Origin of the sequence: Brasilonema octagenarum UFV-OR1, assembly GCF_963888615.1 — a bacterium.
GTDB classification, from domain to species: Bacteria; Cyanobacteriota; Cyanobacteriia; order Cyanobacteriales; family Nostocaceae; genus Brasilonema; species Brasilonema sennae.
In genome coordinates, this window is record NZ_CAWPKW010000010.1 from 1 (window position 1) to 19,785 (window position 19,785).

The window sequence follows — 19,785 nt, forward strand, 5'->3', positions numbered from 1 at the left end:
ACTTAAGCTATTAGCCTTGAACTTGAGTTCAAGGTGTGCTCACGTAGAGGTGCAAGATCTGAGATACCCCTACACCCCTACACCCTTACACCCCTAGTTTGTTGACTCCTGCAACCGTCGCACCTGAATCTGATGTAAGCGTGGTCCAGTGACTGAGATGACGGTAAATTCTAGATTTTCATAGCGAAAGGTTTCGCTAAGGGTGGGAACTTTCTGTAACTGGTAGAGTAAAAACCCTCCTAAAGTTTGGTATTCTTTTCTCAAGGGCAAATCGAGATGCAAAACCTCATTCAGGTCTTCCAGATTTGTTTGAGCCTGCACAAGAAAAGTTTGATCGTCTAAAATCTTGATAAGCAAATCGTTAGTCGTGTCTGGTTCGCCTGGATTACCGATGATTTGAGCAATAATGTCTTGGATCGTAACCAATCCCACAGTTGCACCAAATTCATCTACTACCATGACCATAGTTGGTTCCTCTCGCTGCATGGTTGGCAAGAGTTCCTTTAAGGGAGTATGTTCTGGGACAAATCTTGCAGGACGTATCCAGGGCTGAATTTGTGTTTCTAAAGTTATCTTTCTTAAAGCTAAAGGTTTTGCCAAGTCTTTGAAGTAAACTATGCCGCGAATATCATCCAAGGATTCTCCAATAATAGGGTAGCAAGAGTAACCTGTAGCTATTACTTCCTGTAGAAAAGTCGCAAAAGTAGCGATTTTTGGCAAAGCGATAACGCTGGTGCGAGGAACCATGACTGCTTGTACTGTCTCGTCCCCAAACTCAAAGACATTTTTGAGTAGTTGTCGTTCTTGTGCTTGTAATCCGCTAGATTCGCGTTCTGTGGAAATAATGAGTTGTAATTCTTCAGGTGTCACTGGCGGCTTCCAACTTTTACCTGTGTATTCAATACCAAAAAGTCGCAATAGCCAACGAGTTGATTGGTTAAGAATCCAGATAAAAGGGCTAAAAAATCTGACAGTTGCTCTGATCGAAGGGCCCAAAAATTTTGCCAGTTGTTCTGAATAGAGTATAGATACTGATTTGGGACACAATTCTCCTAAAACTATTTGCAAATAAGCTATGAAAAAAAAGGCAATTGGAATTGATAGAGAATGAGCTATGACTGTACTCATTCCTTTAGGTAGAGGTAAAGATAGTAGCCATAATTTTACAAGCACAACTATCGTGCTTTCTCCAATCCAGCCTAGTGCCAAACTAGAGAGAGTTATACCTAATTGAGTTGTCGATAACAATCGGTCAATACTGTGTTGCAAAACTTCAACAGCGATCGCCTGAATATCGCCAGCCTCCACCAGTTGATGGATGCGCGATCGCCGGACTGTCACCATAGAAAATTCTGCTGTTACAAAAAAGGCATTGATAGTAATCAGCAGTAGCACTGATAACAATCGCAGCCCCACGTCTGTCCAACTTAAGCTAAGAAAAGCACTCACTGTTGAAGCCGTATAATACTGATGCCCCATGAATATTTTTCTTAATGGTTAGTTATGCTACTCACCACTAATATTTATCTTTCTACGGGAATATTTGATACTTCTAGGCGTAATCTTTGAGCCGGATAATCTGTCAGGGCGAGTGAAATACGCTTGACATTATCAAGTAAAGGTGCGGGAATGCTGACTGTACCAGAAACAGAAGGTCCATTTACTGGCAATTCAGAAGGTAAACCTTCTGTGCTTGCACTTAAGGTTCGTCCTTTATCATCTGATACATCCAAAAAACTATACAGGAAGCGTACAGAATCTTTGCCTTTGTTCTGCATTTGTACTTTTAAAAGCAAAGCACCACCAGAAAAGCGAGCTGATTGTACGGAAAGGTTAACACCTTCGCTTTGGGCGTTAATGGGAAATCCTTCCTGAGGCTTTTCTTGTTCAGCGGCGGGCGTTGATTTTTCATCTTTCTTGAGCTTGCTGGTATTTACCTGCTCATCATCATCACCTTTTTTTCTAGATTTGGCAGCTTTAGTTTTGCCCTCAATTCGCGATTTGACAATTTTCAGGATTTCATTCTCCTTGAGAAAAGCAACCCCTGCGTGTTGCTCCTTAGCTGATTTAGCGCTGGAAAATTTGCTGGTAGGACGAGCATCAGGTGCTGTAACACCTTTGAGTGCTGCACTTCCTAAAGTAAATCCCCAAAATGCACTTACAGAACCAGCCCCCAACATCAGAACTAGCAAAATCAAAGTCAGAAGTACCGTAGAATTTAGTTTCATTGCCAACAAGTCATTGCAAAAGAATGCTGGTCTATTTAAAAGTATCGAAGTTATTTACTTCAATTTATAGAGGAGCTTAATCAATATTAGTCTCCACTACTGCCACGTCAAACTATATGGTATGAAAATCTGGTATATTATATTAGCATTGTCAAATTCTATTGACTTGTGCTATGATCTAAACTCGACCAGGGTTGGCCGAGCGGTTGAGGCAGCGAACTCATAATTCGCGCTAGGCAGGTTCAACTCCTGCACCCTGGATTTAAAATAGTCAGCAAAAACCCTTTGCATTTCCCGTAAGAGAAAAATCACTCAGGACTCAGCACTTATTGCTACGATGTCTCAGAAGTATATTTTTCTCATTATGAGCGCAATGCAGTGGAGCCTATTGTGATGACATATCAAGCCGAAACTTATGCCCAACCCAATATCAGCGCAACTACTACTGATTTAGTAACCGTTAGCCAATACTTACTCGATTTACTTTGTCAACTGGCATATAAAGAAGGTGATTTTGTCCTCTCCTCAGGACAGCAGAGTTCTTACTATATCAACGGCAAGCAAGTAACACTTCACCCCCAAGGCGCTTTGGCAATTGGTCGTATTCTCCTATCTATGGTGCCATTAGAGACTCAAGCAGTTGCTGGTTTAACATTAGGAGCAGATCCGATTGTCAGCGCTGTCAGTGTGGTTTCTGCTTATGAAAATCGACCGATACCAGCGTTGATTATTCGTAAGGAAGCCAAGGGACACGGAACGAGGGCATATATTGAAGGTCCTGGTTTGCCAGAAGGGGCAAAAGTAGTCGTTTTGGAAGATGTGGTTACAACTGGACAATCTGCTATGAAAGCCGTTGATCGACTTAGAGAGGCAGGTTATACCGTGAATGAAGTCATTTCATTAGTAGACCGTCAGCAAGGAGGAGCCGAATTCTACCAACAAGCAGGCTTGCAGTTTAAGGCGGTGTATACGATTAAGGACATTCAAGAGCGATATCGGCAGTTTATAAATAGTTAGTGGTAGTTGGTAGTAGTTAATTTTCTGCTACCAGCTAACCATTCCTAATTCCTAACTTTGGGTTACCGTCACCTTATCCTTTGCTAAGAACTTCTCAAGTTCTGTGAGTGCATCAGCATCAACTTTGGTTTGCATGGGGCAGAACTTGGGACCACACATTGAACAAAACTCAGCAGTTTTGTAAATGTCTGCTGGCAGAGTTTCGTCGTGGTACTCCTTCGCTCTTTCCGGATCGAGTGATAATTCAAACTGACGGTTCCAGTCGAAGTTGTAACGGGCGCGAGACAGTTCATCGTCTCTATCTCTTGCACCTGGGCGGTGTCTGGCTATATCTGCGGCATGAGCTGCTATTTTATAAGCAATCAAACCATTCCTGACATCTTCAGGATTGGGCAAGCCCAAGTGTTCTTTTGGTGTGACATAGCACAACATTGCAGTACCGTACCAACCAGCCATTGCTGCTCCAATTGCTGAGGTGATGTGGTCGTAGCCGGGGGCGATGTCCGTCACCAATGGTCCCAGCACGTAGAAAGGGGCTTCAGAACACTCTTCCATCTGCTTTTTGACGTTGAACTCAATTTGATCCATTGGAACGTGTCCAGGACCTTCTACCATGACCTGTACGTCATCTTCCCAAGCTTTACGAGTTAGTTGTCCGAGAGTTTTGAGTTCCGCTAATTGTGCATCATCAGAAGCATCATGGGTACAACCAGGACGCAGGGAATCACCAAAACTGAAGGAGACGTCATATTTCTTAAAGATTTCAATGATGTCGCGCAAGTGGGTATAGAGTGGATTTTGCTTGTGATGAGCCAGCATCCATCTTGCCAAAATACCTCCGCCGCGAGACACAATGCCAGTGAGGCGACTTCTGACTAAAGGCAAATGCTCAATCAAAATCCCAGCGTGGATAGTCATGTAATCGACACCTTGGTCGGCGTGTTTCTCAATCACATGCAGAAAATCATCTGGTGTCAGCTTTTCAATATTGCCGTGGACGCTTTCTAAAGCTTGGTAAACTGGTACTGTCCCAATTGGTACTGGTGAAGCTTTTATAATCGCAGTGCGAATTTCATCCAAGTTTCCGCCACCAGTGGACAAATCCATGACGGTATCAGCGCCATACTTCACCGCTAAATTCAGCTTTGCGACTTCTTCGTCAAGATTGGAAGAGTTGGGAGAAGCACCGATATTGGCATTAACCTTACACTTGGACGCTATACCAATACACATTGGCTCCAAGTTCGTGTGGTTAATGTTAGCAGGGATAATCATCCGTCCCCGTGCGACTTCGTCTTTGACGAGTTCTACGGGGAGGTTTTCCCGCTGCGCGACATAATGCATTTCTTGTGTGATGACACCCTGACGTGCATAATGCATTTGAGTGACATTGCTCTGCCCACGCCGCTTGGCAACCCATTCAGTCCGCATATTTGATTTCCTCGATAAACAGCTTCCCTCCGCCGGTATTACCCGGATTCAGGTGTTAAGAGTGTAATCTCAGCCTGATATACAGGCACCCCTAGCATAAGAAATCATCTTAGCATTTTCGTTATGAGTCGGAGCAAGGAAGTTAAAAATTTGTAGCATTTTTATAATGAAAGTCAAATAAATAATTAAAATGATAGAAAATGATGGCTGGTATTTAGCAAGAACAAGGGGTCATCGTGAATACAAACATCTGACAAAATCAGGTTTAGTTACGGTTCCTGGAAAATTATCTGATGATTTAGCACCTGTACATTAAACAGTATTTTGAAACAACCTCAATTAAAAACTTCAACGGAACAAATCGAAAAATAAGAACATCTAGAAAGTAAGAAAATTAATGCGAAACGCAATAGTAATTGAAAAAGCTACTAATAATTATTCTGCTTATGTTCCTGAGTTACCTGGATGTGTGGCTACAGGTTTAACGATAGAAGAAACTGAGGAACAAATAAAAGAAGCTATTGCTTTTCATTTAGAAGGATTACGCGAGGAAGGTTTACCAATTTCCGAACCAACAACCCTTTGTCAATACATCGAGGCATAATTAGGAATTGAAGTGGAGATGAATACATGAATATTGAGCAAGCAGTCTTAGAAAAATTGCGCCAGCTACCTGTAGATAAGCAGCAAGAGTTATTGAATTTTGCAGAATTTTTGTATCAAGAAAATACTTCTAAAACTCCCTTACGTAGCGTTAGAGGTTATGTGCTGATTTAAAAGTAGATATTACAGAAGAAGATATTGCTCAAGCGCGACAAGAAATGTGGGGTAATTTTCCAAGGGATACCGTTTGATGACATCACTAGTTGCAGATACACACGCTTTAATTTGGTATATTTTTGACATAGACAGATTATCGAAAACTGCTTTTAGACAGCAAAACTAAGGTTTACTATAGAATCTAGTCATGAAGTAGATTCATTGATCATGACACTGGAACAACTTGAAGCCGCCATCCTGACACTCCCGCCTGATGAGTTTCAAAAATTGATGAAATGGTTTTTAGATTTCGATTATCAGCGTTGGAATAAACAGTTAAAAGAAGATATTGCTAATGGTAAGTTAGAAGAATTAGCTCAAGAAGCCATAGGAGATTTTAAAGCAGGTAACTATCGACAAATTTAATGCGGTGGAAAGTGCGATCGCGTTTATGGTTAAGTAAGTGACAATAATATTTTTAATCGGTCTTTAAAGTCACTTTCCTAAATAAACTAAACTTACAGAATTACATTTACTATTCTCGTCGCAATTCCTCACAGTTATTGAATCTTTAGAAAACTGCTGAATGTAAAAAATATCAGCATTGTATCCTCCACGCACATACCACGATAAAACTTCTCCATCAAGAATATATCCACCTTGAGGGTTTACTTTAAGGATCATTATTTGTTCTACTGCTGCTCCTGTATTGTTAGCTAATATCATTCTTCCAGAGTTACCTTGCATCCGTAAAATACCATTCCATCTACCATTCTGTAGAGCCCAAGCACCATAAATACCAGAATTAGGGTTATTAGAATTAGAGTTGTTTGCATAGCGTGACAGCCAATCAGAAGGTGCTAGAGTTCTACAGGTAATTTCACCATTCCAAGAAGATACTTTACAAGCTCCACCAGACCACTCAGCACAAGCAACTTTACCATTCCAAGAGGACTCTACGCAGTTATATCCACAAGCAACTTTACCATTCCAGGAGGATTCTCTACACTGGGCTTTGGGGATTTCTTGAGCATAAATATTCTGAATTGGAGTTGCAACGACAGCACCTAAGCTTAAAATTGTTACAGCACAAACTATCCAATCAAGTTTTCTCATATTTCGAGGCATTCAGTCTCTAGTAAATCTTAGGCATCAAGCTTGACTTTCAAGCGATCGCACTAAATATCATGTATTGAAAAGCGTGATCGCACTCTTAGTGATATGGATATAAATAGGCGATCGCCTAAAATAATCGTGTTATCGAGAGTGCGATCACTAGTTATGTTTAAAGTAAGAGTGATCGCACTACTGTATCGAATCAAAAACATGCGATCGCCCAAAATAATCGAGTCATCGAAAGTGCGATCGCTCTAATAACCTACAAATTATCTACTGAGCATTGCGACAAGCCTGAACAGCAGTTTGCTCGCTCACATCAGTTCGTACATCCTGCATCTGCCAACCTCCAAATCCTTCATCAGGAAAGTGACTACACCTAGGAAAACCACTACGAGTACAAACTAATTTACGCTCGTACATCATTATCGTGTCCTAGAAAGTGCGATAAGCTTTGCTTATCGCACTAAATTATCGGGTCATGGAAAGCGCAATCGCATAAAATCATCGTGCCTTTGAAAGTGCGATCGCACCCAAATTAAAAATGATGAATCTGGTCTGGCTTATCTCATGTAAGCTTTAATTGTCTGATACTTCGTTCGCGAATTTATTACATATCTTTAATTATGCAAATTGAAAGTGAAGTTTCGCTTTTCAGTACTAAAAATTTCACAATTCACAAATTTGGTATCGTAAGTTTCTGTAATGTTAGTGCATCCAGCACCATTTGTTCCCCATTTACAGTAAGTCTTTGTTAAAACTCGCCCACAAATAGATTCTGACCTTTATAAAGTTCATCCTCCTAAAACTTGCGAAAAGTATTTGTATTTTTCCAGACGTTAAGTACGAACCAAACTGCTATCTCAATCAACGCATATTAGATTGGCATAATAACCGTCCATCCGATCTTCCCCAGAGTTGCCCTCCACCGTTCAAACATGACCAACTCCACTCTTTCGCACCACCTAAAGCAAAATAGGAAATACCTGTTATGGGAAACGCAGCAGAATTCATACCCGCAGGAACGGGACATCCGTTATGGGGGTACTCTTTAAGTTGGTAACATCTATATCCTTGTTGGGTCAGACTGCCAGCTATTTTCACCTGTGGAGGTGTCATATCCCTGCCAACTTGCGACTGATTTCCTCCTTCCTTCGGACGTCCCAAAGGTCGTCCAGGACAAGTCGGATCTAAACGACTCAACCCTGTATTACAAGCTTGTACTGGTTTATCAGTAGCAAAACTCAACGAGCCAGATAGTATTGCTGATACAACTAATATTTTGAAGATTTTTTGGGTTTTCACAATATGGAAACTCCTCTTAAATTTAAATTCGTGTAGATTTTGAGGTTAGGGTAAAAATCTATGCAATCACTTCAGAATGATTTGATTACATCTGTTTACGTCATTTACTGATGTAGATAGCGTCTGATATAACGTGATGGATACAAGATATACAAACCACTAACTCCAAATCACCTAACGAGCATTAGCAATTTCCGCAACACAAAACCCCAGCTACACCAATACAGCAAGTAACATCACAAAAAATATACTTACATCTAACCAAACAATAAACAATCAGCTTGGTTATTGAATTTTATCTGATGACTAACTATATAAAGCTTGTAAAATACTGATTTGAGAAGTTAACTTGAAATACTCCCTAACTCCCCAGATGACACTACGGGAATTTCCCCACTCACGAACCCAGATACATCACGGATAACAATTACATCTAATCCGTGCGCTATTGCACCGCATCTTCAAAATCTCGGAAATTAAGAGCTATATACCAAACAGTGGACAAAACTGGACAACCAGTACAAATCCTGGAGATATAGCCATATCAAGTCCTTGACCTTGATTGTAAAGCATCGCGTAGCGGCGGCTTCCGCATCACCTGGTAAAGAGTGCGTTACTCCCAGCTAAACGCTAATTTTCGCTTTCAACCTAAAACTGATTTTTGCGTTTTTGGTAATTTGTACATATGAAATGTTCCCGCGCAAAACTTAAACCACATCAGTACAGCAACTAACACTACAGCACAAAAAATACTTGTCTAAAAGCGATTGCCTACGGCAGAGCTAGCGCCGAAGGGCGCGCTTCGCAAACGCTTAACGCCAAATTTTGATGAAGCTAATAACCTTAATTACACTGGTTCATAAAGATTCTGTGTATTTTCATAACTGTATTAAGACTGATATTTAAAATAACCATAAGGAAAATTCTTCTGATTATATATGACATTACCTCCTCATCTGAGAAGCGATAATTTGTCACAGAAATTTGCCGAGGCAAACGAGCATTGGAACCTGGATAAGTTATACCGAGATATCGCGGACGCCAAGCAGCAAGAAAGACGCAGGCAGTGCAAACAACTGACTCAGACTGAAAAAGCTTGTCTGCGGGGATTGCTTTGTGGTTACAGTCCAACTGAGATTGCTACGGAACTTAACCGCGAACCAAATGGATTGAGGGTTGAACTTTCCAGAGGTTTGTATCGATACATTGAGACTTCGACGGATACGTGTATCAAAGGTTGGTATAATATCTCGAAACTGCTGGAAAATGCAGGTTATAGACTTCAACAAAACTGTAAAAAATACCACATTCCTCAAGTGGAGGAACCCGTGTACGCAAGTGGATCTGTTGCATCTAACGTCTCTACAATCCAAAATCCAAACTCTTCTATTTCTCCCCTTAGTAAGAAGCGATTCAAGAAAGGTGTTCATTGGAGTGAAGCAATTAATATGTCTTTGATTATACTTTCGATAGGATGTAGTCTAGATGGCAAAACGATAGCAAGCAGCAGCATAGACGACATGATGAAATTACGAGAAGTTGAAATAGGTCAATATTGGCAAGACAAACAAAAATGATTACTAGTGTTAGGTTTCGTCTTCTTGGGCGATACAGTTGCTAGTGCTTGTTACTTATATCAGTGGTCTAAAATTACTTATAATAATTTACTTATCCCTCTGTCTGCTCTACGCCTGCTGCTCTTCAAAAATAGGTATTCTTCTGGCGGTTCGAGAGTATAATCTAACTATCAAGCTTTGAGACTGTAAAACAGAAAAATGCTTAAATACGATTCAAGTGTCAATGTGTAAGTCCTAAAATTTTTATTTTTGTTTTCATTTTTATTTGAAATTTTTACTCATGACCGAAAAAGAAAAGGATACAAGCCCCTTAATTTATTCATGGACAAGAAAAAATGTCCCGCAACATTATTCAAGCTTCCGGATTCATGAGCCAGTGCGTTGGGCGGGTTCCCCGACTTGAAGCACCTGGCGTCCGTGGAGTCCTTAATTTTGAATTTTGAGAGAAGTTTGAGCGGAGGTTTCCTCCGTAAGCGATAGCTCCACTCTTACGAGAAGCCGCTACGCGTCTACGCGGAGCGAGGCTCAAATCTTCGGTGATTTTGAATTTTGAATTTGAGCGAAGCGAGTGACTTACCGACACATTCTGTTTTACAAACCCTATGGTGTCCTCAGCCAGTTTACAAAAGACACTCCCACTCGTAGTACCCTCAAAGACTATATCGACATACCCGATATATATCCTGTGGGTCGTTTGGACTGGGACAGCGAAGGGTTACTGCTGTTGACCAACAACGGGCAATTACAACATCGCCTCTGTCACCCTCAGTTTGGACACGAACGAACTTACTGGGTGCAGGTAGAACGAATTCCTGATGCTGCGGCTTTGACGCAGTTACAACAAGGTGTAACGATTCAAGATTACCGCACTCGACAAGCGAAGGTGGCACTATTGCCAACACAGCCTTCTTTACCAGAACGCGAACCGCCGATTAGGTTTCGCAAAAATGTGCCGACAGCGTGGTTAGAAATGACTTTAACAGAGGGCAAAAATCGTCAGGTCAGGAGAATGACGGCGGCTGTGGGATTTCCGACTTTGCGCCTAGTCAGGGTAAGCATTGCCCACTTAGGGTTAGATAACCTACAACCAGGTCAATGGCGTGAACTAACATCCGGTGAACTCAAGTTGTTAGTCGATTTAGCTTTTGCAGGCTCAATAAAGTTAAAACGCAAATGAACAACGCTTTTAGATTATAACTAAAGTATGAGTGTAGTTATCATTCTAGAGCCTATCATCCCAAATCTAATCACCTTGTATTCTTTCCTAAACCTAAAGATATGTGTCGGAATATGTGAACATGCCTAGTTTTCATGGCAATTTCTTGTAAAGATATAGCTTGCCAATATATCAAGTTTATAGTTAGTATGCGTCAAAATTAAGACTGCCACCAAAATTCGCCAGATGAATCACAATGTATTGTAGTTCTATTGTAGGCAGGTGCTAACAAATGTGGCACTTTTGGATTGTAGTGGCTAAAAGCACCTTGGAACGGGAATTAAGGAACTTCCACAATGCTGATTTGCCCTCAGTGTAAATTTGAAAACCCCAATGCTAACAAATTCTGCCAAAGCTGTGGCGCTTCACTGACTCATAAGGTCTGCCCTGAGTGCGGCACTCATTTGGCTTTAAATGCACGAGAATGTGATAACTGTGGCGCAGCATGCGGAAGCGTTTTGTGGGCAATTATTACAAAAGAAGAGACTTTGCCAGTAGATGAGGATAAGGAAGATTTTGCTTCTTCCTTATCCTCATCTCCTTTCTCACCAGGTTCTTACTTAGACTCACAAAACCGTTATCAGCTGCTAGAACCGCTACCAGCCTTACAAGAAATCGCTCTGAACACTGAAGTTTGTGTGAGAGTTCTAGATTGCCAACCATACCAAGTGTCACTCCTTGAGGTTATGCTGACAAATCAGCAAAAGGGGTTAGTCATGGAATCAGTTGGGGTTGATAAGATTCCGAGTCTAGCCAAACCTTATATTGCCTTACGATCATGGTGCCATTTGGGAATAGCGCCGATTCATGATGCTTGGCAGCAGGACGACATACAGGTAGTAGTCATCGAAGATCGCTCAAATTGGCAAGAATTACTTCATTTGTGGGAGGATGATTCACTAAGCTCGTTACAAATTGTACATTTTTTTTCCCAGATGACTCAGCTTTGGTCAGTACTGGAAAAAGCTGAGTGCCGTCAAAGTTTGTTGGAATTATCCAATATACGAGTTGATGAAAACCTGTCATTAGCACTACAAAGATTGTACATAGATTCGCCAGACTATACAGCTGTTCAGTCCTCAGAAGATACAGAGGCAACACTACCTGTTGCAACAGTTGCGCAGCCTATAACAATCCAAGATTTAGGGGGAGTTTGGCATGCGCTTTTTAGACAGTCTCAACGCACTCAATTTGGCTCTGTTTTGAACCTACTCTCAGAGTTAGAACAAGGAAACATACAAACGCTAGCACAGCTGCAATCATCTTTAGAAGATATTGTGTCTGAATTACAAGGCAATTCTACAAGCGTTTCAATTCCCTCTACATTCCCTAAGAGCAATGCTGCACCGACTGTCTTGCAGTTAGATGACCAACAGGATGAGACTGAATTCAAAAGCGATGATAAGTCCACAGTTACGCAACACATGCAATTAATAAGCCTGGAAAATGCAGGACTTACCAATGTCGGACGTCAACGCGACCATAATGAAGACTATTTTGGTATTGATACAAAAGTATACAAGCTAGAATCACCCAATAGCCAAACTTTGCAGGCGCGTGGTTTGTATATTCTGTGTGATGGAATGGGCGGACACGCGGCGGGCGAGGTTGCTAGTGCCTTGGCTGTAAAATCTTTGTGCGAGTACTTTCAAACCCACTGGACTTCTAACCAACTGCCAACAGAAGATAATATTCGCGCAGCAGTGCGGCTAACCAATCAAGCAATTTTCAATGTCAATCAACAAGATGCCCGTTCTGGTGTTGGGCGCATGGGCACAACTTTAGTTATTGTTTTAATCCAAGATACTCAAGTTGCGGTAGCTCATGTCGGAGACAGTCGTCTGTACCGGGTGACTCGCAAAACAGGACTTGAACAAGTCACATTGGATCATGAAGTTGGTCAACGGGAAATTTCTCGGGGTGTGGAACGTAGTGTAGCATATTCGCGCTCTGATGCTTACCAATTAACTCAAGCCCTTGGTCCTCGCGATGAACAGTCGATTATTCCCGACATCCAGTTTTTTGACATAAATGAAGATACTCTTTTTGTTCTTGCTTCAGATGGTTTATCAGATAATGATTTGCTGACTCTTCATGGGCAGAATTACTTAGCACCTTTGTTAAGTCATTCTGCCAATCTCGAAAGTGGTGTTCAAGCTTTAATTGATTTAGCAAACCATTACAATGGTCATGACAATATTACTGCTATACTTATTCGGGCAAGAGTGCACCCAAGTATAAAACAACAGTAATAATTGTAAATTATTGACAAGGAGAAAGAGGATCAACACAGGGAGAGAGTAACAGAACGAGGGAAACTTCTGTTGCTTCCTTACTCCTTCTCCCCAACTCCTTGTTTGCCACTTTCTACTCCCTTCTCCTTAATTAAAAATTACCTATGGTCACACTGACCCTATTAGAACCGCAACAAAAAACACCTCTTGATCAGTGGCACTTTGACGACGAGTCCATCATTCGGATTGGTCGTTCGGCAGATAATGACGTGGTTTTAACTGATAGTTTGGTGTCACGATATCATTTAGAACTCCGGCAAGTCAATTCCGATAAAAATGGCGGTTCTTGGCAGGTGATAAGTCAAGGCACAAATGGCACTTTTCTCAACGGCGTTTTAGTCACTCAAATTTTATTGCCAGATAACTCTGAACTGCAACTGGCGCAAAAAGGTCCAATTCTGAGATTTGAAATTAACAAGCAAACAACTTCACAAATTTTTCCTTCTCCAGCGCTACCTTATACAAGTTGCACCCATGAAGGAAACTCACCTAACAATTTGTTTTGCATCCACTGCGGTCAACCTTTGTCGATCATTCAGACAATTCGCCAATATCAGGTATTGCGAATTCTGGGACAGGGAGGTATGGGTACTACTTATCTAGCTTGGGATGGGCTAGGAAGAATAGCTGCAGGACACCCACAATTGTTGGTGTTGAAGCAGATGAATGCTGATATGGCAAAAATTGCTAAGGCACAAGAGTTATTTGAACGAGAGGCAAATACTCTTAAATCCCTAAGCCATACTGGTATTCCTAAATATTATGACTCTTTTGTCGAAAATGGAAAGAAATATTTGGCAATGGAATTAATTCATGGACAGGATTTGGAAAAACTAGTTTATTCAAAAGGACCAGTTGTCCCAAATCAAGCGATTAGTTGGATGATTCAAACCTGCGATATTCTGGAATATCTCCATAGCCAACACCCACCCTTGATTCATCGGGATATTAAACCCGCGAACCTCATGGTGCAAAACTATAATGATCGTATAGTTGTGCTGGACTTTGGCGCTGTCAAAGAGATTGCGACAACGCCTGGGACTCGTATTGGTGCAGAGGGCTATTGTGCCCCCGAACAAGAACGGGGACAACCCGTCACCCAATCCGATTTATATGCCATTGGACCGACACTTATTTTTTTGCTGACTGGCGAAAGCCCTTTTAAGTTCTACCGCCAGAGAGGGCGAAGTTTCCGGTTTGAAGTCGCAAATGTGCCCACAATTACTCCCCAGTTACGGCAAGTAATTGACCGCGCCACAGAACCTTTACCGTGCGATCGCTATCAAACGGCGAAGGATTTAGTCGCGGCTTTAGCCGTTTGCAAAGTTTAGGGAAAAGCTATAAGAAACAAGAAATAGAGACCGTATTGCCCTAGCTCTTATTCTTCATCCCAAGCTTCCACTGCTAGCAATTCGCTTACTGGGTCTTGCATACTAAACCCATAGTCTAGCAATTCTTGCTTCAAATGCTGCCATTCATTGCCGAAGAGCAAAGCGATTTTCCAGATACTATCTGTGGGCTTGATAATATTAGAATCTGCGAGTGAACGCACATTACGCTGCAACTTCACCATTGGGTGAATAACTTGCTGCTTACTCATAACCTCGATTAAATTCAGATTTGGTTGGGTAAATGCTTAATCAAAACTGCTTTCCGTATTGGAATTCTTGCCGATGCGTGGAGATTTTTACTTTGGCAAAGCAAGTCTCAACTTTCTAACTATATCATAACTTAACTCAAGTGAGTAACTATTTAATTGGCTTTTGTACGGTAATCCCCACCAGCAGAAGTTACATTTTCTTACCAAAAAGTCGTTACTTTCGGCAGATTTCAAACAGTACCTACTTTAGTATCTTCTACAAACAACATGTTTTGGGCACGTTCAGAGGATATATGCAAAATGTTATTTTTTTCTTTCACCATGAACTATGCAAGTTTTAAAAAACTTATGTTACAAAAGGTTTTTTGAAGGTTTTCACGGAACGGTGAACTGTGCAGTGAACTGGAGTTATGCCGAATTATTTAGTTATATACGATATAGTAAACATCTAGCATTATTATATAGAGATCAGAAAAATTTATCTAAAAATTTAATATTTTCGGCAGAGGCAAAAATTCGGGAAAATACACTCCAAAAGAAGGAAGACAGAACAATCATACGTAAATAAGACATTTTTATGGTATAAAAAAATATGAGTTGTTTTTCTAGAATTAAAACCGAAATAAAAGTGGCTAGTTCAAACTACCCACTTTTATCAACGATTCAATTAGAGATTGAAACGGCTAGATTTTTTAACAAGGACTGATTCTTTATAGTATCATTTAGCCTACTACTTGTTCAGTTCCGTATAGTTATCCGGGCATTGTGGTTCTGATGAGTTTTCGTTAGTTGTGCTATTTGGCTCCTGTGCGGTTCCTATACCAATATTATTAGACTCACACAAGATGGCTAAAGTCGCTCCTTGTTGTTTTGAGAAAATTACAACACCTGCGTAGGATTTGAGGCCGTCTTTCCGAGAAATACCATTATTGACGACAACCTGATTATTGCTATTTACTTTTCTTTCATACTTATAGTTCTTCTGAGTATCTTTAATACCAATCCCTAATTCACTTATATCCGCGAACTGACCATTTTCTAAGTAATAAGCTTGCTGCGCTCGGTTAATTGAACCGACATAGGTTTTAGCCTCTGATTGTTTTGCTTTGTTGGCTTGGCTAAGGAACGAAGGCAAAGCAATAGCAGATAGAATACTTATAATAATAATTACTACTAGGAGTTCAATGAGTGTGAAGCCCTCATCCTCCTTTTTTTTCTTAATAACGTAATGCAGTAATTTAGCTTTTATCTTGAACATCATACGTGTTATTTCGTATATTTCGAGCTATAAATAGAACTTAATTACTTATTCTCAGTTTCAAATCACTCCTCCGGGATACTTTGGAAAGAGGGTAAGGTAATTGAAGCGCAGCCTGGTCTTAATATTCCTAGATTGGGATTTTCTATCACGCCCTGTCTGGTATGCTAGAATAAGTCATAGTCGTTATGAGTTTGTATAAGATTATGACTAATACAACAATAGAAAACGTAGTAATTATCGGTTCAGGTCCTGCAGGGTATACAGCTGCTATTTACGCAGGACGAGCTAACCTCAAACCAGTTGTCTTTGAGGGTTTCCAAGCCGGGGGGTTACCTGGTGGTCAGTTGATGACAACGACTGAAGTGGAAAACTTTCCTGGGTTTCCCGAAGGAATTACTGGACCCGAACTGATGGATAAAATGAAAGCTCAGGCGCAGCGCTGGGGGGCTGAATTATATACAGAAGATGTTGTTGAAGTTGATTTGAGTCAGCGTCCTTTTACAGTCCGCTCAGACGAACGGGAATTAAAAACCCACAGCATTATCATCGCTACGGGTGCGACAGCAAAGCGCTTGGGTTTAGCCAGTGAACATCAATTCTGGAGCCGTGGAATTTCTGCTTGTGCTATCTGCGACGGTGCTACGCCGATTTTCCACGGAGTGGAATTAGCCGTAGTAGGTGGTGGCGACTCGGCGGCGGAAGAAGCGATTTACTTGACTAAGTACGGATCGAAAGTGAATTTGCTGGTGCGAACTGAGAAGATGCGGGCTTCCAAAGCCATGCAAGACCGGGTTTTGAGCAACCCCAAAATCACGGTTCATTGGAACACAGACGCAGTGGATGTGTTTGGGAACGACAAGCACATGGAAGGAATAAAAATCCACAACACCACTACTGGTGAAGAGAATCAACTGCACGTTAAAGGATTATTCTACGCCATTGGCCACAAACCCAATACATCTTTATTCAAGGGACAACTGGAACTCGATGACGTGGGTTACATTGTCACCAAGCCTAGTTCTCCTGAAACAAGCGTAGAGGGCGTTTTCGCTGCAGGCGATGTACAAGATCATGAGTACCGTCAAGCAATTACCGCTGCTGGTAGTGGCTGTACGGCGGCGATGTTGGCAGAACGCTGGTTGTCTGCGAGTGGCTTAATTCAGGAATTCCATCAAAAACCGGAAACTCCAAATAACGAACTAGAAGAGTTAGCCCAGAAGAAAACCCAGGAACAACAAGCCGCTGAATTCGATTTGAATTCAACCCGCCATCAGGGGGGTATTGCTTTGCGGAAGTTGTTCCATCAAAGCGATCGCCTGATTATCGTCAAATACGTTTCTCCTGGTTGTGGTCCTTGCCATACCCTCAAGCCCATCTTAAATAAAGTCGTGGATGAATTTGACGATAAAATTCACTTCGTTGAAATTGACATCGACAAAGACCGAGACATTGCTGAAAATGCTGGTGTCACAGGAACACCCACAGTTCAGTTCTTTAAGGATAAGGATCTGCTCAAGGAAGTCAAAGGCGTTAAGCAAAAGAGTGAGTACCGCCAATTGATTTCAAGCAATTTGTAGGTAGTGAGTAAAAAAGAAAGGAGATGAAGCAATTTCATCTCCTTTCTTTTCCTTATACCTTTTCCTCTACTAGCCCGAAAACGATTTCATGTTTGCTAGTGGGCTTTTGCTCACGCAGTAACCGAAGGTATTCTTCTGCATCAACGCGACTCCGGTGGCGGCTGATGACTACCCTTTCTGACGGGGACACTGAATTGATAACCGCCCAGGGTTTGAGGCGTTCTTGATAAGCCATAATGAGATTATCTTCTTCAAAAAATTACGAGGCAGAGCCAGCGCTGTCACTTTCGGTGGTTAGATGCTGGCTTCTGCTACTTTAAATGATATTGTTGCCATGTTAAATAATGTTACAAATCTTTATAAGGAATTTAATTTTTGATATTGGACATTCTAGCTTGAAAATAGGGAACGCTTAACAGGGAACACAACGACCACGCTCCCTTAAACAAGCCACTTCGACTTCTTTCGGCTGCGCTCAGCACAAGCTGCTCAGTGCTAGTCAGGGCGGCGCAGTGCATTGCAGGGAACATATTTTTATTCTTGGTTGTGGGATTTTCTCATGAATAGCTGATTCGTTTTTGGATCATTGCATGAAACCATTTGGTATGTAGAATGGTCATTTATAGCTCATAGCCGCGAACTCCTCCCTTGGTTTATGACCATTACGAAAAGTTTCCAACTAAGATTTTTACGGTTTCCCGAAAGCCCCACCCTTTCCCAGCAATTGATGCTGATTGGGTTAACTATTACTCTATTTTTCGTGTTCCTAGCTCTTTTTGCTCCTTTACTTCAGCTATTGGGTTTGGTGCAAAACCCCATAGATTCCTTAAGTAACCCCATTCAAGAACCACCCTCACTTCAACATTGGTTTGGTACTAGCCGCGAAGGTTATGACGTCTTTTCCCGCACTCTATTTGGTGCTCAAGCCGCCTTGCAAGTCGTTTTATTAGCTACGGCGCTTAGTATGTTTATTGGTGTGCCTCTGGGTATGTTGAGTGGCTACGTGGGGGGTAGATTGGATAAAGCATTACTATTCGTTATGGATAGTATCTACACTCTACCGGGGCTGCTGCTTTCCATAACGCTAGCGTTTATCGTGGGACGCGGAATCTTAAACGCCGCTCTTGCGATCAGCATTGCTTATGTACCACAGTATTATCGTGTTGTTCGCAACCACACTGTGAGTGTTAAAACTGAAGTGTTCATTGAAGCAGCACAAGCAATGGGTGCTAACACTTGGCAGGTTCTTTCTCGATACCTGTTTTTCAACGTGATTCAAAGCGTACCCGTACTTTTTACCCTTAACGCCGCTGACGCAATCTTGATTCTGGGAGGTTTGGGCTTTTTAGGGTTAGGGCTTCCAAGAGAAACGCCAGAATGGGGACGCGATTTACAACAAGCTTTGCAAGCCCTACCCGTTGGTGTTTGGTGGACTGCTCTTTTCCCCGGATTAGGGATGACAATAATGGTTGTGGGGCTGTCGCTACTTGGTGAAGGGTTAAATGAGTATATCAATCCGCGTTTACGAAAAGACATCCGGAAATAGTCGAGAGTTATTTGTTATTAAATAGTGGTTAGTCGTCAATACAACAACTAACAATAAAAAAATCATACTTGATATCGTTTGCTACCCTAATATCTGTTGTACTTATCATTGAGAGATTTGTGTGAAAGATCATTTTTCTTTAATTGCTGCCGCTGCTGGTGGCTTCATGCTTTCCGTTGCCCTAACTGGTGTTTTAAGAGGTGCGCCAGTCGCATCTTTAGAGGGTAACCCTAATTTTAATCCCCTGACCGTCGCTACTTTACAACCCGCACCAAAGACTAGTGAAAATGTAGAAATGTTTGGTAGCAAAACGGGTAAAAAATAAAGTAGCAGATTTGGCAGCGGTGGCAAAAAATTTTTTCGCCGATGTCGCAGATTGTTTGTTGAGCATTTGCTCATCCTGCCTTTTGCAAAAGTCAATTTCTTTAAATCACAGAACCACAGTTAACAATTCAAAATTCACGCATGGATTGCGTCCCGGTGCGCTAATAAAATTCAAGCATTCAAGACAGTTTAAAACGGGGATTTCAACCCGGACTGAAACTGCCTCCTCCATCTGTGGTTCTCAATCGTCCCAAACTAGATTTTTGCAAAAATCTACTCATCCGTTGCCAAATATTCTGCTTAATTTTGAATTTTGAGAGAAGTTGGAGCGCAGAGCAGCGCCTTGCGGTGAATCCAGCGCTGCAGGCGGGTTTCCCGCCGTAGGCGACTGGTGAACCCGGAGGGAGCCAGTCCTGCCAAGAGTTGTGCCTTGCGGAGCCAGTACTGCAGGAGGGTTTCCCGACAGAGGTATCTGGCGTCGGGTTCCCCGCGTTGTGGCAACTAGCCCCGAAGGGGGCGCTACGCAAACGGAGA

General features: G+C 41.7%; 22 protein-coding genes, 1 tRNA gene and 1 riboswitch. Of the genes, 13 read left to right on the forward strand and 10 right to left on the reverse strand.

Annotation, left to right across the window (positions count from 1 at the left end):
* Window positions 1-93 precede the first annotated feature (93 nt).
* Both AC5590_RS00445 and AC5590_RS00450 read right to left on the reverse strand, forming a co-directional pair.
* A complete protein-coding gene (locus tag AC5590_RS00445) occupies window positions 94-1,479 on the reverse strand; it encodes a hemolysin family protein (protein ID WP_169267841.1) in 1,386 nt (461 codons plus the stop codon).
* A 44-nt stretch (window positions 1,480-1,523) separates the two neighbouring features.
* Window positions 1,524-2,228: a hypothetical protein gene (locus AC5590_RS00450; protein ID WP_169267842.1), complete on the reverse strand. Its 705-nt coding sequence runs from the start codon at window positions 2,226-2,228 to the stop codon at window positions 1,524-1,526.
* A 188-nt stretch (window positions 2,229-2,416) separates the two neighbouring features.
* Between AC5590_RS00450 and AC5590_RS00455 the strand changes: the two genes are divergently transcribed.
* Window positions 2,417-2,489: transfer RNA gene (locus tag AC5590_RS00455), tRNA-Ile, on the forward strand.
* Window positions 2,490-2,621: 132 nt separating this feature from the next.
* Window positions 2,622-3,245, forward strand: coding sequence for an orotate phosphoribosyltransferase (pyrE, locus tag AC5590_RS00460; protein WP_169267843.1), 624 nt, complete (start codon window positions 2,622-2,624; stop codon window positions 3,243-3,245).
* Window positions 3,246-3,296: 51 nt separating this feature from the next.
* Here the strand turns inward: pyrE and thiC are convergent, their stop codons facing one another.
* Window positions 3,297-4,676, reverse strand: coding sequence for a phosphomethylpyrimidine synthase (thiC, locus tag AC5590_RS00465; RefSeq protein WP_169267844.1), 1,380 nt, complete (start codon window positions 4,674-4,676; stop codon window positions 3,297-3,299).
* Window positions 4,677-4,683: 7 nt separating this feature from the next.
* Window positions 4,684-4,779, reverse strand: a riboswitch (TPP riboswitch).
* Between the two features lie 87 nt (window positions 4,780-4,866).
* Here thiC and AC5590_RS00470 point away from each other — a divergent pair.
* The 4 genes from AC5590_RS00470 (at window position 4,867) to AC5590_RS00485 (ending at window position 5,861) form a co-directional block, all read left to right on the forward strand.
* Window positions 4,867-4,992 carry a type II toxin-antitoxin system HicA family toxin gene (locus tag AC5590_RS00470; RefSeq protein ID WP_248277379.1) on the forward strand — a complete coding sequence of 42 codons (126 nt, stop codon included), beginning with the start codon at window positions 4,867-4,869 and terminating at the stop codon, window positions 4,990-4,992.
* Between the two features lie 81 nt (window positions 4,993-5,073).
* Window positions 5,074-5,280, forward strand: coding sequence for a type II toxin-antitoxin system HicB family antitoxin (locus AC5590_RS00475; protein WP_169267845.1), 207 nt, complete (start codon window positions 5,074-5,076; stop codon window positions 5,278-5,280).
* A gap of 26 nt (window positions 5,281-5,306) precedes the next feature.
* Window positions 5,307-5,453, forward strand: a complete 147-nt coding sequence (locus tag AC5590_RS00480; RefSeq protein ID WP_169267846.1) for a DUF2281 domain-containing protein — start codon at window positions 5,307-5,309, stop codon at window positions 5,451-5,453.
* 210 nt (window positions 5,454-5,663) lie between these two features.
* The gene (locus tag AC5590_RS00485) at window positions 5,664-5,861 is read left to right on the forward strand and encodes a hypothetical protein (RefSeq protein WP_211178682.1); all 198 of its coding nucleotides are present in this window, start codon (window positions 5,664-5,666) and stop codon (window positions 5,859-5,861) included.
* A 69-nt stretch (window positions 5,862-5,930) separates the two neighbouring features.
* Here the strand turns inward: AC5590_RS00485 and AC5590_RS00490 are convergent, their stop codons facing one another.
* From AC5590_RS00490 to AC5590_RS00500, 3 genes are all read right to left on the reverse strand, one after another.
* Window positions 5,931-6,551 carry a hypothetical protein gene (locus AC5590_RS00490; protein WP_169267847.1) on the reverse strand — a complete coding sequence of 207 codons (621 nt, stop codon included), beginning with the start codon at window positions 6,549-6,551 and terminating at the stop codon, window positions 5,931-5,933.
* A 273-nt stretch (window positions 6,552-6,824) separates the two neighbouring features.
* Window positions 6,825-6,977, reverse strand: a complete 153-nt coding sequence (locus tag AC5590_RS00495; RefSeq protein WP_169267848.1) for a hypothetical protein — start codon at window positions 6,975-6,977, stop codon at window positions 6,825-6,827.
* 441 nt (window positions 6,978-7,418) lie between these two features.
* Window positions 7,419-7,856, reverse strand: a complete 438-nt coding sequence (locus tag AC5590_RS00500; protein ID WP_169267849.1) for a hypothetical protein — start codon at window positions 7,854-7,856, stop codon at window positions 7,419-7,421.
* A gap of 938 nt (window positions 7,857-8,794) precedes the next feature.
* On the opposite strand from AC5590_RS00500, the gene AC5590_RS00505 reads away from it, so the two are divergent.
* From AC5590_RS00505 to AC5590_RS00520, 4 genes are all read left to right on the forward strand, one after another.
* Window positions 8,795-9,433 carry a helix-turn-helix transcriptional regulator gene (locus tag AC5590_RS00505; protein WP_169267850.1) on the forward strand — a complete coding sequence of 213 codons (639 nt, stop codon included), beginning with the start codon at window positions 8,795-8,797 and terminating at the stop codon, window positions 9,431-9,433.
* A 568-nt stretch (window positions 9,434-10,001) separates the two neighbouring features.
* Entirely contained in the window at window positions 10,002-10,610 is a 609-nt protein-coding gene (locus AC5590_RS00510) for a pseudouridine synthase (RefSeq protein WP_169267851.1), read from the forward strand.
* A 335-nt stretch (window positions 10,611-10,945) separates the two neighbouring features.
* A complete protein-coding gene (locus AC5590_RS00515) occupies window positions 10,946-12,901 on the forward strand; it encodes a serine/threonine phosphatase (protein ID WP_169267852.1) in 1,956 nt (651 codons plus the stop codon).
* Between the two features lie 146 nt (window positions 12,902-13,047).
* Window positions 13,048-14,274, forward strand: coding sequence for a protein kinase domain-containing protein (locus tag AC5590_RS00520; protein WP_169267853.1), 1,227 nt, complete (start codon window positions 13,048-13,050; stop codon window positions 14,272-14,274).
* 47 nt (window positions 14,275-14,321) lie between these two features.
* Here AC5590_RS00520 and AC5590_RS00525 read toward each other — a convergent pair whose 3' ends face one another.
* Together AC5590_RS00525 and AC5590_RS00530 are read right to left on the reverse strand one after the other, a co-directional pair.
* The gene (locus AC5590_RS00525) at window positions 14,322-14,543 is read right to left on the reverse strand and encodes a DUF4327 family protein (RefSeq protein WP_169267854.1); all 222 of its coding nucleotides are present in this window, start codon (window positions 14,541-14,543) and stop codon (window positions 14,322-14,324) included.
* Between the two features lie 730 nt (window positions 14,544-15,273).
* Window positions 15,274-15,804, reverse strand: coding sequence for a type IV pilin-like G/H family protein (locus tag AC5590_RS00530; RefSeq protein ID WP_169267855.1), 531 nt, complete (start codon window positions 15,802-15,804; stop codon window positions 15,274-15,276).
* Between the two features lie 203 nt (window positions 15,805-16,007).
* Between AC5590_RS00530 and trxB the strand changes: the two genes are divergently transcribed.
* Complete coding sequence (gene trxB, locus AC5590_RS00535; protein ID WP_169267856.1) at window positions 16,008-17,381, forward strand: thioredoxin-disulfide reductase; 1,374 nt, start codon at window positions 16,008-16,010, stop codon at window positions 17,379-17,381.
* Between the two features lie 52 nt (window positions 17,382-17,433).
* On the opposite strand, the gene AC5590_RS00540 is transcribed toward trxB, so the two are convergent.
* A complete protein-coding gene (locus AC5590_RS00540) occupies window positions 17,434-17,616 on the reverse strand; it encodes a hypothetical protein (RefSeq protein WP_169267857.1) in 183 nt (60 codons plus the stop codon).
* A 420-nt stretch (window positions 17,617-18,036) separates the two neighbouring features.
* On the opposite strand from AC5590_RS00540, the gene AC5590_RS00545 reads away from it, so the two are divergent.
* Entirely contained in the window at window positions 18,037-18,927 is an 891-nt protein-coding gene (locus AC5590_RS00545; protein WP_169267858.1) for an ABC transporter permease, read from the forward strand.
* 121 nt (window positions 18,928-19,048) lie between these two features.
* Window positions 19,049-19,252 (forward strand): hypothetical protein, encoded by a 204-nt coding sequence (locus tag AC5590_RS00550; protein ID WP_169267859.1) that lies wholly within the window; start codon window positions 19,049-19,051, stop codon window positions 19,250-19,252.
* Window positions 19,253-19,528: 276 nt separating this feature from the next.
* Here AC5590_RS00550 and AC5590_RS00555 read toward each other — a convergent pair.
* On the reverse strand, window positions 19,529-19,785 hold a 257-nt coding region (locus tag AC5590_RS00555; protein WP_211178683.1), incomplete at its 5' end, for a hypothetical protein.